Below are 15603 nucleotides of genomic sequence, written 5' to 3'. Positions count from 1 at the left end.
GCACGGGTTCGGCTTTCAGGTGGGTAGGTGCGTTGCGCTGGCGAGAGCCTCGCAAGGCGCGGACCATCGAAATCCACAAGGAGTGTTTATGCGTCATTACGAGATCGTTCTGCTGATCCATCCGGATCAAAGCGAACAAGTTCCAGCCATGCTGGAGCGTTACAAGGGCCTGGTCACCAACGGTGGTGGTGCAGTGCATCGCGTGGAAGACTGGGGCCGCCGTCAACTGGCCTACATGATCCAGAAGCTGGCCAAGGCGCATTACCTGTGCCTGAACATCGAGTGCAGCAAAGAAGTGCTGGCCGAGATCGAAACCGGCTTCCGCTTCAACGACGCCGTGTTGCGTCACCTCACCATCGCCAAGGACAAGGCTGAGACCTCGCCGTCGGTGATGATGAAGGCCGTTGAGCGCGAAGAAGCACGCAAGGCTCCCCAGGAAGCGTCGGCCTGATTGGCTGCGCGGATCTGAAGCTGATTCCCAAGAACTGAATTTCTCCGGAGCGCTGTGCTGGCATGAACCATTTGGTGTTGCTGGCTCAAGTTCAGGAAATTGCCCCACTGCGATACACGCCTGCCGGAATTCCGGCGCTGGACTTGACGCTCAGGCACGAGTCCGAACAGGCGGAAGCAGGAGGGCGGCGCAAAGTGTCACTGGATCTCAAAGCCGTGGCACTGGGCGATCAGGTCAAACCGCTACAGGCCCTGGGTCTGGCTCGGTTGGCACGGTTCGAAGGTTTTTTGTCTGCTCAGCGCCAAGGTCGAGGCGTGGTTTTCCACATCACCGGCACGCAGCAGATTCAGCCCACTTCCGCACAAGACGCATCGTTACATCCGGATTGATTCGTAAAGAGGTCAACTATGCCCCCCGCACGTGGTAAAGGTCGGTTCTCCAAGGACCGCAAGCCCAAGCGCAACCAACAATCGCTGCTGTTCCGCCGCAAGCGCTTCTGCCGCTTCACCGTGGCTGGCGTCGAGCAGATCGACTACAAAGATGTCGACACCCTGCGCGACTTCATCGGCGAGAACGGCAAGATCGTGCCCGCACGCCTGACTGGCACGCGCGCCATCTATCAGCGTCAGCTGTCGGTCGCTATCAAGCGCGCCCGCTTCCTGGCTCTGCTGCCCTACAGCGACCAGCACAAGGTTTGAGGAGTTCCACACCATGCAAGTGATCCTGCTGGAAAAAGTGGCCAACCTGGGTAACCTGGGTGATGTGGTCAAGGTCAAGGACGGCTACGCCCGCAACTTCCTGATCCCGACCAAGCAAGCGCGCCGCGCCACCGATAGCGCCATCAAAGAGTTCGAAGCCAAGCGCGCCGAACTGGAGAAGGCCGCTGCTGAGAAGCTGGCTGCTGCACAAGCCCTGGGCGAACGCCTGGCTGGCAAGACCATCACCATCAGCCAAAAGGCTGGCGTGGACGGCCGCCTGTTCGGCTCGGTGACCAACGCCGACGTGGCCGAAGGCCTGGTGAAGGCTGGCTTCGACCTGGTGAAGGCTCAAGTGCGCATGCCTCATGGCCCTCTGAAGGCTGTGGGCGAGTACACCGTCAGCGTGGCCGCTCACACCGACGTGGTGCTGGACGTGCACGTGCACGTGGTGCCCGAGGCTGAGTAAAGCCAACTGAGCTTTCCGCCATGGAAAGCACGCATGGGCAGCGCACTTCGGTGCTGCCAACATGCCCTCGCGAAAGCCGACGACTGCAAAGCCGTCGGCTTTCGGTTTTTTGTGGACCGCAGTTGTTCAGCGGACACCCCCAGCTTGTGCACAGCCTTGTCCACAGGGCTGTGCCTCGGGTGCGGTGCTGACCACGCACTGCGTTTGGAAGCGTGAGCTAAGCCATGACCATCGCGACGTCGTCTCCTTTCCCCGCAGCGCCACCTGACGATGAGGTGGCCCGGCTGCGTGTGCCACCCAATTCGGTGGAGGCTGAGCAAAGCGTGCTCGGCGGCTTGCTGATCGACAACACCGCCTGGGACAAAGCGGCGGATCTGCTCACCGATTCCGACTTCTACCGCTACGAGCACAAACAGATCTACGCCGCCATTGGCAAGTTGGTCAACGCCGGCAAGCCCGCTGACGTGGTGACGGTGTTTGAGGAGCTGACCTCGCTGGGCAAAGCCCAGGAGTGCGGTGGCCTGGCCTACCTCAACGCGCTGGCGCAAAGCGTGCCCAGCGCGGGCAATTTGCGCCGCTACGCCGAGATCGTTCGCGAGCGCGCCATCCTGCGCAAGCTGGTGCAGACCTCGGATGAGATCTCCACGGCGGCGCTCAACCCGCAGGGGCGGGCGGTCAACGAAATCCTGGACGAGGCCGAAGGCAAGATTTTTCGCATCGGCGAAGAAGGCACGCGCAGCGGTCAGGGCTTTCAGAGCATGGACCGGCTGATGGTCGAGCTCATGGACCGCGTCAACGAGCTGGCCGAGAACGGGGCGGAAGACGTCACCGGCGTGCGCACGGGCTTTTACGACCTGGACCGCATGACGGCAGGCCTGCAAAAAGGCGACCTCATCATCCTGGCCGCGCGGCCTTCCATGGGCAAGACGGCGTTTGCCATCAACATCGGCGAGAACGTGGCCATCAACGAAGGCCTGCCGGTGGTGATTTACTCCATGGAAATGGGCGCCGCGCAGCTGGCCCTGCGTATGGTGGGTTCGATCGGGCGCATCGACCAAAGCCATCTGCGCACCGGGCGGCTCAAAGACGACGAATGGGGCCGCCTGGCCGAGGCCGTGGACAAGCTGGGCAATGCGCCCATCTTCATCGACGAGAGCCCGGGCCTGTCGCCCTCAGAAGTGCGTGCGCGGGCCCGCCGCCAAGCGCGCATCTGCGGCCAGCTGGGCCTGATCATCATCGACTATTTGCAGCTCATGAGCGGCAACGGCGGTGGCAGCGAAGAAAACCGCGCCACCGTGGTGGGTGAAATCTCGCGCGGCCTCAAGGCTTTGGCCAAGGAGCTCAAGTGCCCGGTGATTGCGCTGTCGCAGCTCAACCGCTCGGTGGAGACGCGGCCAGACAAGCGGCCCATGATGTCGGACTTGCGTGAATCCGGCGCCATTGAGCAGGATGCCGACATCATCATGTTCATTTACCGCGACGAGTACTACACCAAGGACGAGTGCAAAGAACCCGGCGTGGCTGAAATCATCATCGCCAAGCAGCGTAACGGCCCGGTGGGTACGGTCAAGCTGGCCTTCCAGCGCCAAAACACCAAGTTCGAAAACCTGGCACCCGGCTACGTCGGCCCGGGCGACGCGTACTGAGGCAGCGCCCTCAGACAAGGCTTGTGGAGCTCGACATACTGTATAAAAATACAGCATGTCGAGCGAAGCCCCCGCCCCCCAACCCCAGCCACCCCTCATCAAGGGCCGCGGCAGCCACCGCCGCTTGGCGCACCGCTTTGAGGCCACACAGCGCGACGCCTTTGACGACGGCTGGGGCGGCATGCAAGCGCAGCAGCTGCAGCACGAAGAGGCGCCAGCGCCGCGCACCATCGTCATTCACGAGCCTGCGCGCAGCATTCTTTGCAGCAACCAGTCGCCGGACATCGGATTTGAGCGCTCCATCAACCCCTACCGCGGGTGCGAGCATGGCTGCAGCTACTGTTTTGCGCGGCCCACCCACAGCTATCTGAACCTCTCGCCAGGGCTGGATTTCGAAACCCATATCGTGGCCAAGACCAATGCCGCCGAGCTGTTGCGAGAGGCCCTGGCGCGCCCGGGCTTTGCCCCGCGCCCGCTGTGCCTGGGCGTGGCCACCGATGCCTATCAACCCATCGAGCGCGAGCTGCGCATCACGCGTGGCTTGCTGGAGGTGCTGGCTGAGGCCAGGCACCCCGTGTCGCTCATCACCAAATCCGCCCTGGTGATGCGCGATTTGGATGTGCTGGGCTCCATGGCCGCGCAGCGTCAGGCAGCGGTGTATGTGTCCTTGACCACGCTGGATGCGGGCTTGGCCCGCCGCCTGGAGCCCCGCGCGGCCGCCCCGCACCGGCGCCTGCAGACCATTGCCGCGCTGGCGCAGGCGGGCGTGCCGGTGGGGGTGAGTGTCTCGCCGGTGATTCCGTTTTTGAACGAGCCCGAGTTGGAGCGCATCTTGCAGGCCGCTGCAGAGGCGGGCGCCACGCGGGCTTTCAGCATTCCGCTGCGTTTGCCGTGGGAGGTGGCACCGCTGTTTCGGCAATGGCTGGCGCAGCACGAGCCGCTCAAGGCCGAGCGCATCATGGCTCGCGTGCAGGACATGCGCGGTGGCCGTGACAACGACCCGAGCTTTGGCAGTCGCATGCGCGGCCAGGGCCTGTGGGCTGAGCTGCTGACGCAGCGTTTTCGCAAGGCCTGCCAGCGCTTGGGCCTGCAGCGCGTGACGCACGAGCTGGACTACAGCGCCTTCAGGCCGCCTGCACCCGTGTCGGGGCAGGGCAGCTTGTTTTAGCGCGGCGGGCTCGCCTCAGTGTGTGCGGGCGTTGCAGCTGTTGAGCCAATCCCACTCGGCGCGGTAGAGCGTGGTGCTCACACCGCCCAGGCGCACCATGGTGTGGAACAAACCGTCGTGCGAGCGGGGTTCGTGGCGCTTGTCGGTCAGGCAGCGTGCATCCACGCCCGCGGCTTGCGCGGTGGCGGGGGGCAGCCACATCACCAGAGGGATGTGCTTTTGCTCGTCTGGCGCCATGGCGTAGGGCATGCCGTGCAGGTAGAGGCCGTTTTCGCCCAGCGACTCGCCGTGGTCGGACACATACACCAGCGCCGGGTTGTAGTGCTGTTGCTGTTGCTCTAACCAAGCCACGGTGCGTGCCAGCACGCGGTCGGTGTAGGCAATGGTGTTGTCGTAGGCGTTGTGCAGTTCCTGGGTGGGGCAGCGCTGCAGAGCACTGCTGCGGCACTCCGGCACAAAGGGCTTGAGCTGCTCGGGCGTGCGCTTGAAATAGGCCGGCCCGTGGCTGCCCATCTGGTGCAGCACCAACACCACGCCGCGGGCGCGACGCTGGGCGTCCAGGGCCGCCAGGCGCCCGTCCAAGTCGTGCAGCAGCGCTTCGTCAAAACACTCGCCGTCGGCGCCGCACAGGCCCTGGGGCAGGGGTTTGTCGCTGCGCACAGGGTTGATGGCCTGGGCGCTGGGAACGCGGTCGCACACGCCTTTGCAGCCGGACTGGTTGTCCAGCCACAGCACGGCCAAGCCCGCACGCTGCAGTACGTCCAGGAGGTTTTCTTGGTGCGGCTTTTCGGAGGTGAAGGCTTCGCGGCCCAGGTGGGAGAACATGCACGGCAGCGAGGCGGCCGTGCTGGTGCCGCAGGAGGTGACTTGGGTGAAGCTGGTGACGGGCAGGCGCGCCAGTTCCGGGTTGGTGGGGCGGGCGTAGCCGTTGAGCGAGAAGTTGGCGGCACGTGCCGTCTCGCCCACCACCAGGACCAGCAGCGGCGGCTTGCTGCCCGGGGCCAGCGGCCGCAGGCGTGCGTCTTGCCCCACGACCTGAGGTGGGCCTTTGGGTTGCTGATGGGTTTGGGCCAGGGCCGCCCCGGCGGACCACAGCCCGTTGAGCGGGTTGATCATGTAGCGCAGCGACTTGTGGTTGCGCATGGTGGAGGAGGCTTCGGCAAAGCTCAGCATCAAAAAGCCCACGGCCAGCGCCAGGCCCAGCGCGGCAGACAGTAGATTGCGTCCCAGTCGCGGCCACCAGCGGCCGCGCGGCAGTGACTGACGCCACAGCCACACCATGGGCAGCACGGCCAGGAAGAACACATGCCCGATGAACTGCAGATTGATCAAGTCGCGGGTTTCGCGAGCATCGGTCTGCAGCGTGTTGATGATCATGCTGGGGTCGATGACGATGCCGTAGCTGCCCATGAAGTGGGCTTGCACAGCCGTCGCCAGCAGCAGAACGCTCAGCAGCGGCTTGATCAGCGGACGCCAGGCCAGCAGGCTCAGCAGCGCCCCCAGCGCGGCACAAACCACAGCGCCAAAGACCAGGGTGAAACCAGCGCCAGAGATCTGCCCTTGCTGCGACATCTCCATCAACTGGCGCCACAGCGGCCAGTTGCCGGGGATTCCCATCCACAGTGCGGCCAGCCAGGCCAGGGTCAAGGGGGAGCGTTCAGGGGTAGGCGCGCGAGAGTAGTGCAGGGTCAGCATCGACATGGGATCGCGGGAGTGGGTGGCCCGGGGGGCCACCCAAAGAGCGACGGCGCTGCGCTCATCCGGACATGCTGGCACCATGGCCTCAGTGCATCAGGCCCTCAGAACCAGCCCGCCAGTGGCACGTGCCGTGCGCAAGCCCTGGGACCGTACATACCGCTGCTGAAGCTGCTGAATTTGTTGGGCCAGGGGGTCAGGATCGTCAATCTTATCGTTGTAGCGACGTAAAACCAGGGCTGCCATGTCAATGAGCTTGGGATTTCGGGTTTCCCCTCCCTGCTGAATCAGCAGCTGCACCCCGGCACGGGCCTGGCCTTGCAGCACGCTGCGCATGGCGGTCTCGGCGATGTTGAAGATTCGCCCATGGGCGTCGCGCAGAGCTTGTTCGATGGTGGCATCGCCTTCGGCCATGCACACCAGCACCTCGGTGCAGGATTTGGCACTGCAGCAGCGCAGGGCCAGCTTGGGCAAATGCGCCTCAAAGCCTTGCAGGGGCAGCTGTTGGCGCTGCATGCGTACCTGCAAGGCCAGCAGCATGCACGCACCTTCCAGGTCCAACTCGTCGCCCTGGGTCATGGCGCAAAGCTGCGCGGCCTGATCAGCGGCGACGTCTTTGCGCTGCTCCAGCAAAGCGCGCAGGGCGCACATGAGCAGGTCCAGCCTGAGCAGGCGTGCGTCATCGCCATGGGTTTGGCGCAAACGTGTCAGGGCTTCTTGGGCGTAACGCAGCAGCTTGCTGTCGCGTGCGTCATAGCGCAGCAAGGCCACCAAACCCAAGGTCCACCAATCGAAGAGTTTGGAGCGCAGTCCCTGGGCCAGCGCGCGTTCGAGTTGTTCGCGCGCTTGTGGGTGCTGTCGGCAATAGAAGGACAACGCGCCAAGGTGTTGTTGGCGCAGCAAGCAACCGGGTGTGAGGCTGCAGGCTTGGCGCGCGGCTTGCAGCGCGGGGGTCAGCTCACCGAGCTCCATCTGCACGCGACTCATGACATCGTGGGCATCAGCCTGCTCGGCGTCATCTTGCAGCAAGGCCTCCATGGTGCGCCTGGCCGCCGCATAGTCGCCCTTGGCCACGTCCACCCGCGCCAACCCGATGCGGGCCCAGGGCAGGGGCTTGGCCTCAATCATGGCGCCGTAGAGGCGCCGGGCGTCGTCGAGTTTGTCCTGGCGGATGAGCAGCTCCGCGCCGATGCGCGCGCTGTATTGCCAATAGAGCTCGCGCTGCTGAAAGCGCAGCATGCACAGCTTGGCCGCCAGGTCGTAGTTCTTGCGCTCCATGGCGTTGAAGATGGCACCGAGCTCGCGTTTGCGCTGGCGCGCGCTGGCGAGCTTTTCGGCCAGCGACGCGCTGGTGTAGGGCTTGACGATGTAGCCGTCCAGGGCCGATTCGGCGGCTTCGGTGACGGTGGCGTAGGTGGCTTGGCCCGTGATCATGAGGAACACGGTTTTGTGTGGCAGCAGCTGCTCGCGCCGCAACTCATCGAGCAGGTCTTGGCCAGAGATTTCGCTGTGCTCGAAGTGGTAATCACACAGCACGATGTCAAAGTGCTCTGCTTCCAGCAGCAGCCGCGCGTCCTTGATTCGGGTGCACTGGCGCACTTGGTTCAAGCCCAAGTCGCGCAGCTGGGCACTGAGCATGCTGCGCGAGGTGGCATTGCCGTCGATGATCAGCGCACTCGCAGTGCTGATCTCTTCATCCAGCAGGACCATAGTCGGCTTCCATGAAAACAGCCCGTCCAGCGCTGGTGACGCTTGGTGACGGGCTGGTAGGCGAGGGCGAATATTGCATTTTTTCAATATCGCCGCAAGAAGCAGGATCTGTACGCTGGTCCGCGGTGTTCAGCGACTATTTGAATAAATCCTTCACGCGATCGGTCCAACTTTTGGCGTTGGGGGAGTGTTTTTCACCGCCGTCACGCAAGGACTTGTCCAAGTCTTTGAGCATCTTGCGCTGGTGCTCGGTGAGCTTGACCGGCGTTTCGATGCTGATGTGGCAGTACAGATCGCCGGGGTAGCTCGAGCGCACGCCCTTGATGCCCTTGCCGCGCAGGCGGAAGGTTTTGCCGTGCTGTGTGCCCTCGGGCAGGTCGATCTCAGCCTTGCCGCCCAGGGTGGGCACCTCAATGCTGCCGCCCAAGGCCGCCGTGGTGAAGGCAATCGGGATGGTGCAGTGCAGGTCGTCGCCGTCACGCTCGAAGATCTCGTGCTGCTTGAGGCGGATCTCGATATAGAGGTCGCCGGGAGGGCCGCCGTTGACGCCGGGTTCACCATTGCCGGCCGAGCGAATGCGCATGCCTTCGTTGATGCCCGCAGGGATTTTGACTTCCAGCGTTTTGGTCTTTTTGATCTTGCCCTGGCCTGCGCAGGTGTTGCAGGGGTCGGGGATGATCTTGCCGCTGCCGTGGCAATGCGGGCAGGTTTGCTGGATGCTGAAAAAGCCCTGACGCATGTGCACCGCGCCGCTGCCACCGCAGGCGCCGCAGGACTTGGCGCTGGTGCCGGGCTTGGCGCCCGTGCCCTTGCAGGTTTCGCAGCCTTCCCAGGAGGGAATGCGGATTTGCGTCTCTTTGCCGTTGGCCGCTTCTTCCAGCGTGATTTCCATGGCGTAGGACAGGTCCGAGCCGCGGTACACCTGCGAGCCACCGCCGCGTCGACCGCCGCCTCCGGCGCCACCGAAGATGTCGCCAAAGATGTCGCCAAAGGCTTCGGCAAAACCGCCAAAGCCCTCAGCACCAGGGCCGCCGCGCCCACCCATATTCGGGTCCACGCCGGCGTGGCCGTATTGATCGTAGGCGGCACGCTTTTGGCCGTCGGAGAGCATCTCATAGGCCTCTTTGGCCTCTTTGAACTTCTCTTCGGCCGCCGCAGCGCCATCACCCTGGTTGCGGTCAGGGTGGAATTTCATGGCCAGCTTGCGGTAGGCCTTCTTGATGTCCTCTTCGCTGGCGTTTTTGGCCACGCCGAGAACTTCGTAATAGTCACGCTTTGCCATGGGCATCCTTGCGCAGGGGCTTCAAACCAAACCGCCGCGCCAGGCAACTCGCACCCGCGCGGCGGTGGCGTGTACCGGGCATTGGGCCCGGTACAACGCGGCCTTTATTTGTTGTCTTTGACTTCTTTGAACTCGGCGTCCACCACGTTGTCGTCGGCAGGCTTGCTGCTGGCGCCACCGGCGGCGGCGTTGGCCTGGGCTTCCGCACCGCTGGCTGCACCGGCGGCGGCTTGGGCGGCCTGGGCTTCGGCGTAGACCTTCTCGCCGAGCTTTTGGCTGGCGCTCATCAGGGACTCGGACTTGGTCTCGATGGCGGCTTTGTCCTCGCCCTTGAGTGCTTCTTCCAGGTCCTTGATGGCGGTCTCGATGGCGTCCTTCTCGGCGGCCTCGATCTTGTCGCCATGCTCGCTGAGGGACTTGCGCACGCTGTGCACCAGGCCGTCAGCTTGGTTCTTGGCCTGCACCAGTTCGACCTTTTTCTTGTCTTCGGCGGCGTTGAGCTCGGCGTCCTTCACCATCTTTTGGATTTCTTCCTCAGACAGGCCGGAGTTGGCCTTGATGGTGATCTTGTTTTCCTTGCCCGTGCCCTTGTCCTTGGCGCTGACGTGCAGGATGCCGTTGGCGTCGATGTCAAAGGTCACTTCGATTTGCGGCACGCCGCGCGGTGCGGAGGGGATGCCCTCGAGGTTGAACTCGCCCAGGCTCTTGTTGGCCTGCGCCATTTCGCGCTCACCCTGGTAGACCTTGATGGTCACGGCGGGCTGGTTGTCGTCCGCGGTGGAGAAGGTCTGGCTGAACTTGGTGGGGATGGTCGTGTTCTTGGCGATCATCTTGGTCATCACGCCGCCCAGGGTCTCGATGCCCAGCGACAGCGGGGTGACGTCCAGCAGCAGCACGTCTTTGCGCTCGCCGCCCAGCACCTGGCCTTGAATGGCCGCGCCCACAGCCACGGCTTCATCGGGGTTGACGTCCTTGCGCGGCTCTTTGCCGAAGAACTCTTTGACCTTGTCTTGCACCTTGGGCATGCGGGTCATGCCGCCGACCAAGATCACGTCGTCGATCTGGGCTGCCGACACGCCAGCGTCCTTGATGGCGGTGCGGCAAGGCGCGATGGTGCGCTCGATCAGCTCTTCCACCAGAGCTTCGAGCTTGGCGCGCGTGAGCTTGATGTTCAAGTGCTTGGGGCCCGAGGCGTCAGCCGTGATGTAGGGCAGGTTGACGTCGGTCTGCGAGCTGTTGGAGAGCTCGATCTTGGCCTTCTCGGCCGCTTCCTTGAGGCGCTGCAGGGCCAGCACGTCCTTGGTCAGATCGACGCCTTGCTCTTTCTTGAACTCGGTGACGATGTAGTCAATGATGCGCTGGTCGAAGTCTTCACCACCCAGGAAGGTGTCGCCGTTGGTGGAGAGCACCTCGAACTGCATTTCGCCGTCCACGTCGGCGATCTCGATGATGGAGATGTCGAAGGTGCCGCCGCCCAAGTCGTACACGGCGATCTTGCGGTCGCCCTTGCCGTGCTTGTCCAGGCCAAAGGCCAGGGCCGCAGCGGTGGGCTCGTTGATGATGCGCTTGACGTCCAGACCGGCAATGCGGCCCGCGTCCTTGGTGGCTTGGCGCTGAGCGTCGTTGAAGTAGGCCGGCACGGTGATGACGGCTTCGGTCACTTCTTCGCCGAGGTAGTCCTCAGCGGTTTTCTTCATCTTGCGCAGGATTTCGGCCGAGACCTGGGGTGGCGCCAGCTTCTTGCCGCGCACTTCCACCCAGGCGTCGCCGTTGTCGGCCGCCGCGATGGCGTAGGGCATCAGGTCGATGTCCTTTTGCACTTCTTTTTCAGTGAACTTGCGACCAATGAGGCGCTTCACCGCGAACAAGGTGTTCCGGGGGTTGGTCACCGCCTGGCGCTTGGCCGAGGCGCCGACCAGGATCTCGCCGTCTTCCTGGTAGGCAATGATGGACGGCGTGGTGCGAGCGCCTTCGGCGTTCTCGATCACACGCGTGGTGTTGCCTTCCATCACGGCCACGCACGAGTTGGTGGTGCCCAGGTCGATACCGATGATCTTGCCCATGTTGTCAGACTCCTGAATTCGCTTTGAATGCTTGGGGATAGGGTGGATGTGGGGGCGGTGGGCGGCTTTTCAAGGGCTGCCTGCCCTTGGGTGTTTACTTGGGGGCGGCCACGGTCACCAGGGCCGGGCGCAGCACGCGCTCGGAGATCAGATAGCCTTTTTGCAGCACGGTGACGACGGTGTTGGGCTCGCCCTCGGCCGGCACCATGGAAATGGCCTGATGCTGGTGGGGGTCGAACTTGGTGCCCACGGCCGGGTTGATCTCCAGCACCTTGTTGCGCTCCAGCGCGCTGACGAGCTGGCGGCGTGTGGCGTGCACGCCTTCGAGCACCTGCTCCACGCTGGCATCAGGGCGGGCGATGGCGGCGTCCATGCTGTCGATCACGGGCAGCATGGCCTCGGCAAAGCTCTCGACGGCGAACTTGCGCGCCTTGCTCACTTCTTCATCGGCACGGCGGCGAATGTTCTCGGCCTCGGCCTTGGCGCGCAGGTAGGCGTCGGACATCTCGGCCAAGCGGGCTTCGGTCTGGGCCAGCAGGGGGCTTGTGTCGGCCGGGGCGGCTGCGTCGGTCTCGGGTGTAGGCGTGTCGGGGTGCTGTTGATCGCTCATGGTGCTCCTACCTAGATATCTTGGGCCTCCGCTTTGGCCAAGTCTGAGCGCGGCGGCGCGCAGGGCCTTTGTCGGGGCTGCGTGGTGCAACTGGGGGTGTGGCCGCCCATTTCAAGAGGGCGGCGAAAAATATTTGTAATCAGGCGTCGGGCAGCTCGGCGCTCCAGCGGTCCCACTGCGCCAAGCGGCGCCGGTCGAGCTTGGTGGGGCGGCCTTGGGTGATGCTGGCCGCGGGCTCGGGGGCCAGCCGTCGGGCCTGGGCCTGCTGGGCGCGGCGCAGCAGGCTCTCGGGCGTTTCTTCGTAGAGCAGCTGGGCCACTGGCGCGGGGCCGCGAATGCTGCTGAGCCCACGCACCCACACCTCGCGTGCCACCTCGCCCTGGCGCAGGCTCAGGCAGTCGCCCAGCTTGACCTCGCGCGAGGCTTTGGCCGCCTGGCCATTGATTTGCACGCGGCCTTTGCCAATTTCTTCCACGGCCAGCGCGCGGGTTTTGTAAAAGCGTGCGGCCCATAGCCATTTGTCCAGGCGAACGCTGGGCGGGGCATCGGCGGCGGCGGGCTTGCTCATGGCGTGGTCGGTGGCAACGGTGTGGGGGTGGGTGCTTCGGCTAAAGGCAGCTGGATGTGGGCATCCAGCCCGTCAACTTGGCCGCTGGGGAGGGTGCGATTGTGCAGCTGGATGCTGCCTTGCAGCGACAGCACGATGTCTTGGCAAATGGTCAGGCCCAGGCCTGTGCCGCCGCTGGGGTGGGGGGCGGCAAAGGGTTGGAAGAGGTGCTCGCGCTGAGCCTCGGTAAGGCCGGGGCCCGCGTCGCTGATGCACAGCCGGGCACGGCCCGCTTCGCTCCACATGCGTATGCTCAGCCGCCCATGCGCAGGGGTGTGGCGCAGGGCGTTGTGCAGGCAGTTGCGCACCAGCTCTTGCAGTGCCCAGACGTGGCTGCGCACCCACAAGGGTTCGGTGCTGATGTCAAAGTCAGCCTGCTTCTCAGCAATCAGCGGCGCCAAGTCCAGGGCCACGCTGCGCGTGACTTCGTCCCAGCGTTGCAGCGGCAACTCGTTCAGCGCGGTGACGGTCTGGCGCAGTTGTTCGACCTTGGCCAGCGCCAGCATTTGGTGCACCACCTGGCTGGCGCGGTCCACCGTGCTGGCAATTTCTTCGAGGGCTTGTGCTGCATCCACATCACCCTGCCTGGCCGATTGCAGCTGCACGCGCAGCACCGCCAGCGGGGTTTTGAGTTGGTGCGAGGCATCGCGCACAAAGCGCCGTTGGTGCTCTACCGCTTGGCGCAGACGCTGCACCATGTGGTTGGTGGCCGCCACCAGGGGCTGCCACTCCTGCGGGGCGTCGGGGGCTCCGATGGAGCTCAGGTCAGCTGCCTCGCGCTGGCGCAGTTGCTCTGAGAGCCGCTGCAGCGGCTTGATGGCGCGCTGCACCACCAGCACCACCACCAGGGCGGTGACGCCCAGCAACATGGCTTGGCGCCAAAGGGTTTCGATCAGGATTTGCCGCGCCATGGCACGGCGCAGCTCCAGCGTTTCGGCCACCTGGATGGTGGCCATACCAAAGCCAGACTCGTCGGCCACGGGCTGCAGCAGCACGGCCATGCGCACAGGCTCGCCGCGGAACTGCCCGTCGTAGAAGTCCACCAGCGCGGCGTAGGGGCCGTGGTCCGGTATGCGCCCCTGCCAGCGGGGCAAGTCCTGGTAGCCCGAGACCATCTCGCCATCAAAGCCGGAGATGCGGTAGAAGAGCCGCCCGCGGTTGTCGGCCTCAAAGGGCTCCAGCGCAGAGTAGGGCAGTACCGCATGCAAGCGCGTACGCCCCCCGATGGTGAGGATATCCAGCTGTTCGCCCAGAGATTTGGCCGAGGCGAGCAAGGAGCGGTCATAGGCTGTATCTGCCGCGCGCAGGGCCTGGTGGTAGAGGCTGGCGCTGTTGAAGCCGATCAACACCACGACCGGCAGCAGAATGCCGACGATGAGTTGTGCCCGCAGTGAGCGCAGCAGCTTCATGTTGGCGCTTTGAGCAAATAGCCTAGGCCGCGCAGCGTCACCAGCTGCGCGCCGCCCGTGCCCAGGCGCTTGCGCAGCCGATAGGCCACCACTTCGATGGCTTCGAGCTGCACGTCAAATTCGCCAGGGAAGACCATTTCGAAGAGCCGCTCTTTGGCAATGGCGTGGCCGGGCCGGGCCAGCAAGGCGCGCAGCAGGGCGGCCTCACGTGGCGGCAGGTCCAGCACTTGGTCATGCAAATACACCGCACCGTTGATGGCGTCCACGCGCAGACCGCAGAACTCCAGCTTGTTGCCCAGCTCGGGCTGAGGGTCTTGGCTGCTGCTTTGGTTCAAACGTCGCGTCAGGGCTTGGATGCGCGCTTTGAGCTCGTCCAGGTCAAAGGGCTTGGGCAGATAGTCGTCAGCGCCGCAGTTCAGGCCGAGGATGCGGTCGCCAATCGCACCGCGAGCGGTGAGGATGATGACCGGCGTGCGTAGCCCCGAGCGGCGAGCGGCCGACAACACGTCCAGGCCATCCATGCCGGGCAGGCTCAGGTCCAGCAGCACGATGTCTGGTGCCAGTTGCTGCCACATGGACAGTGCAGCTGCGCCATCGCCGCAGCAATGCACCTGCAGGCCCTGGCGGCGCAAGCTGCGCGAGAGGCTCAGTTGCATGGCGGGGTCGTCTTCGATCAACAATAGCTTCATGGTTGGGTCAGCATTTTCCCGGATCGTTTCGACAGCCTACTGACAGCCTTTGCAGCGAGGATGCGCGTACAAACATCCAACACGATATTCAAGGAGATGGTATGCGTCGTGACACCTTTCTAAAGTCCATGGCGGCCCTGGCTGCAGCGGGCTTTGTACTGCCTGCAGCACAGGCCCGTGGCGCCAATCTGAAAATGATGCTGCCGGCCAACCCTGGCGGCGGTTGGGACTTGACCGGCCGCGCGCTGGGTAAGTCGCTGCAAGAGTCGGGCATGGCGGCATCGATGCAGTACGAAAACAAAGGTGGTGCGGCCGGTGCCATTGGCCTGGCGCAGTTTGTCAACGCCTCCAAGGGCGACCCCAATGCGCTGATGGTGATGGGCGCGGTCATGCTGGGCGGCATCATCACCGGCAAGCCTCCGGTGAGCGTGACCCAGGCTACGCCAATTGCGCGCCTCACCAGCGAGTACAACGTCTTTGTGGTGCCCGCAGCCTCGCCGTTCAAGACCATGCAAGACGTGATCGCGGCACTGAAGAAAGACCCTGGCAGCGTGAAGTGGGGCGGCGGTTCGCGCGGCTCTACCGAGCACATCGCGGCGGCCATGATTGCGCGTGAGTCGGGTGTGGATGCCACCAAGGTCAACTACGTTGCCTTCCGTGGGGGCGGTGAAGCCATCGCGGCCATTTTGGGCAACAACGTGTCGGTGGGCGGCAGTGGCTATAGCGAGTTCCAGCAGTACATCGAGAGCGGCAAGATGCGCGCCGTGGCGGTGACCTCGCCCACCCGCATCAAGGGCCTCAACGCGCCCACGCTCAAGGAGTTGGGCCTGAATGTGGAGATCGGCAACTGGCGCGGTGTGTACGCTGCGCCCGGCATCACGCCGCAGCAGCAAAAGGCGCTGACCGACATGGTGGTGGCAGCCACCCGTCACAAGTCATGGCAGGAATCGCTGGAGAAAAACAGCTGGACGCCTGCATTGCTGACCGGCGCGGAGTTTGCTGATTTCGTGGACCGTGAGTTCGCGCTGCTGCGTGCCATCATGGCCAAGTCGGGCATGATTTGATCGGGTAGCTCTTCTTGCACGCTCAGCTGCTGAGGGTGTAAGAAG

15 protein-coding genes are annotated in these 15603 nt (G+C 64.1%); 7 read left to right on the top strand and 8 right to left on the bottom strand.

Going from position 1 to position 15603, the window contains the following annotated elements; genetic code table 11:
- Positions 1–88: 88 nt before the first annotated feature.
- From rpsF to ACG0Z6_RS09095, 6 genes are all read left to right on the top strand, one after another.
- Positions 89–451 (top strand): 30S ribosomal protein S6, encoded by a 363-nt coding sequence (gene rpsF, locus ACG0Z6_RS09120; RefSeq protein WP_394460597.1) that lies wholly within the window; start codon positions 89–91, stop codon positions 449–451.
- A gap of 62 nt (positions 452–513) precedes the next feature.
- The gene (gene priB / locus ACG0Z6_RS09115; RefSeq protein WP_394460595.1) at positions 514–840 is read left to right on the top strand and encodes a primosomal replication protein N; all 327 of its coding nucleotides are present in this window, start codon (positions 514–516) and stop codon (positions 838–840) included.
- Positions 841–858: 18 nt separating this feature from the next.
- Positions 859–1149, top strand: a complete 291-nt coding sequence (gene rpsR, locus ACG0Z6_RS09110; RefSeq protein WP_394460593.1) for a 30S ribosomal protein S18 — start codon at positions 859–861, stop codon at positions 1147–1149.
- A gap of 13 nt (positions 1150–1162) precedes the next feature.
- On the top strand, positions 1163–1615 hold the full coding sequence (gene rplI, locus ACG0Z6_RS09105; protein ID WP_394460591.1) for a 50S ribosomal protein L9: 453 nt from the start codon (positions 1163–1165) through the stop codon (positions 1613–1615).
- Between the two features lie 224 nt (positions 1616–1839).
- Positions 1840–3261, top strand: coding sequence for a replicative DNA helicase (gene dnaB, locus ACG0Z6_RS09100; protein WP_394460589.1), 1422 nt, complete (start codon positions 1840–1842; stop codon positions 3259–3261).
- 55 nt (positions 3262–3316) lie between these two features.
- Complete coding sequence (locus ACG0Z6_RS09095) at positions 3317–4429, top strand: PA0069 family radical SAM protein (RefSeq protein ID WP_394460587.1); 1113 nt, start codon at positions 3317–3319, stop codon at positions 4427–4429.
- A gap of 15 nt (positions 4430–4444) precedes the next feature.
- Here the strand turns inward: ACG0Z6_RS09095 and ACG0Z6_RS09090 are convergent, their stop codons facing one another.
- The 8 genes from ACG0Z6_RS09090 to ACG0Z6_RS09055 form a co-directional block, all read right to left on the bottom strand.
- A complete protein-coding gene (locus ACG0Z6_RS09090) occupies positions 4445–6130 on the bottom strand; it encodes a phosphoethanolamine transferase (protein ID WP_394460585.1) in 1686 nt (561 codons plus the stop codon).
- Between the two features lie 90 nt (positions 6131–6220).
- Entirely contained in the window at positions 6221–7834 is a 1614-nt protein-coding gene (locus tag ACG0Z6_RS09085; RefSeq protein WP_394460583.1) for a response regulator, read from the bottom strand.
- A gap of 136 nt (positions 7835–7970) precedes the next feature.
- Positions 7971–9116, bottom strand: coding sequence for a molecular chaperone DnaJ (dnaJ, locus tag ACG0Z6_RS09080; protein WP_394460581.1), 1146 nt, complete (start codon positions 9114–9116; stop codon positions 7971–7973).
- 104 nt (positions 9117–9220) lie between these two features.
- Positions 9221–11179, bottom strand: a complete 1959-nt coding sequence (gene dnaK / locus ACG0Z6_RS09075) for a molecular chaperone DnaK (RefSeq protein ID WP_394460579.1) — start codon at positions 11177–11179, stop codon at positions 9221–9223.
- 94 nt (positions 11180–11273) lie between these two features.
- Positions 11274–11789, bottom strand: a complete 516-nt coding sequence (grpE, locus tag ACG0Z6_RS09070; RefSeq protein ID WP_394460577.1) for a nucleotide exchange factor GrpE — start codon at positions 11787–11789, stop codon at positions 11274–11276.
- Between the two features lie 139 nt (positions 11790–11928).
- Positions 11929–12357 carry an RNA-binding S4 domain-containing protein gene (locus tag ACG0Z6_RS09065; RefSeq protein WP_394460575.1) on the bottom strand — a complete coding sequence of 143 codons (429 nt, stop codon included), beginning with the start codon at positions 12355–12357 and terminating at the stop codon, positions 11929–11931.
- Positions 12354–13805 carry a sensor histidine kinase gene (locus tag ACG0Z6_RS09060; protein ID WP_394460573.1) on the bottom strand — a complete coding sequence of 484 codons (1452 nt, stop codon included), beginning with the start codon at positions 13803–13805 and terminating at the stop codon, positions 12354–12356. The genes ACG0Z6_RS09065 and ACG0Z6_RS09060 overlap by 4 nt, the downstream gene beginning before the upstream one ends.
- The gene (locus ACG0Z6_RS09055) at positions 13802–14494 is read right to left on the bottom strand and encodes a response regulator transcription factor (RefSeq protein WP_394460570.1); all 693 of its coding nucleotides are present in this window, start codon (positions 14492–14494) and stop codon (positions 13802–13804) included. The genes ACG0Z6_RS09060 and ACG0Z6_RS09055 overlap by 4 nt, the downstream gene beginning before the upstream one ends.
- Before the next feature lie 101 nt (positions 14495–14595).
- Between ACG0Z6_RS09055 and ACG0Z6_RS09050 the strand changes: the two genes are divergently transcribed.
- Positions 14596–15558, top strand: coding sequence for a Bug family tripartite tricarboxylate transporter substrate binding protein (locus tag ACG0Z6_RS09050; RefSeq protein ID WP_394460568.1), 963 nt, complete (start codon positions 14596–14598; stop codon positions 15556–15558).
- Positions 15559–15603: the final 45 nt, after the last annotated feature.

The sequence above is a fragment of the Roseateles rivi genome, assembly GCF_043555845.1.
GTDB lineage: Bacteria > Pseudomonadota > Gammaproteobacteria > Burkholderiales > Burkholderiaceae_C > Roseateles > Roseateles rivi.
Note: the sequence above shows the minus strand (reverse complement) of the source record. Positions and strands in the feature narration are given on the sequence as shown.

Bases quoted from the DNA above. Each gene is read 5' to 3' on its own strand.
- rpsF (WP_394460597.1), top strand. From the start codon at position 89: ATGCGTCATTACGAGATCGTTCTGCTGATCCATCCGGATCAAAGCGAA.
- priB (WP_394460595.1), top strand. From the start codon at position 514: ATGAACCATTTGGTGTTGCTGGCTCAAGTTCAGGAAATTGCCCCACTG.
- rpsR (WP_394460593.1), top strand. From the start codon at position 859: ATGCCCCCCGCACGTGGTAAAGGTCGGTTCTCCAAGGACCGCAAGCCC.
- rplI (WP_394460591.1), top strand. From the start codon at position 1,163: ATGCAAGTGATCCTGCTGGAAAAAGTGGCCAACCTGGGTAACCTGGGT.
- dnaB (WP_394460589.1), top strand. From the start codon at position 1,840: ATGACCATCGCGACGTCGTCTCCTTTCCCCGCAGCGCCACCTGACGAT.
- ACG0Z6_RS09095 (WP_394460587.1), top strand. From the start codon at position 3,317: ATGTCGAGCGAAGCCCCCGCCCCCCAACCCCAGCCACCCCTCATCAAG.
- ACG0Z6_RS09090 (WP_394460585.1), bottom strand. From the start codon at position 6,130: ATGTCGATGCTGACCCTGCACTACTCTCGCGCGCCTACCCCTGAACGC.
- ACG0Z6_RS09085 (WP_394460583.1), bottom strand. From the start codon at position 7,834: ATGGTCCTGCTGGATGAAGAGATCAGCACTGCGAGTGCGCTGATCATC.
- dnaJ (WP_394460581.1), bottom strand. From the start codon at position 9,116: ATGGCAAAGCGTGACTATTACGAAGTTCTCGGCGTGGCCAAAAACGCC.
- dnaK (WP_394460579.1), bottom strand. From the start codon at position 11,179: ATGGGCAAGATCATCGGTATCGACCTGGGCACCACCAACTCGTGCGTG.
- grpE (WP_394460577.1), bottom strand. From the start codon at position 11,789: ATGAGCGATCAACAGCACCCCGACACGCCTACACCCGAGACCGACGCA.
- ACG0Z6_RS09065 (WP_394460575.1), bottom strand. From the start codon at position 12,357: ATGAGCAAGCCCGCCGCCGCCGATGCCCCGCCCAGCGTTCGCCTGGAC.
- ACG0Z6_RS09060 (WP_394460573.1), bottom strand. From the start codon at position 13,805: ATGAAGCTGCTGCGCTCACTGCGGGCACAACTCATCGTCGGCATTCTG.
- ACG0Z6_RS09055 (WP_394460570.1), bottom strand. From the start codon at position 14,494: ATGAAGCTATTGTTGATCGAAGACGACCCCGCCATGCAACTGAGCCTC.
- ACG0Z6_RS09050 (WP_394460568.1), top strand. From the start codon at position 14,596: ATGCGTCGTGACACCTTTCTAAAGTCCATGGCGGCCCTGGCTGCAGCG.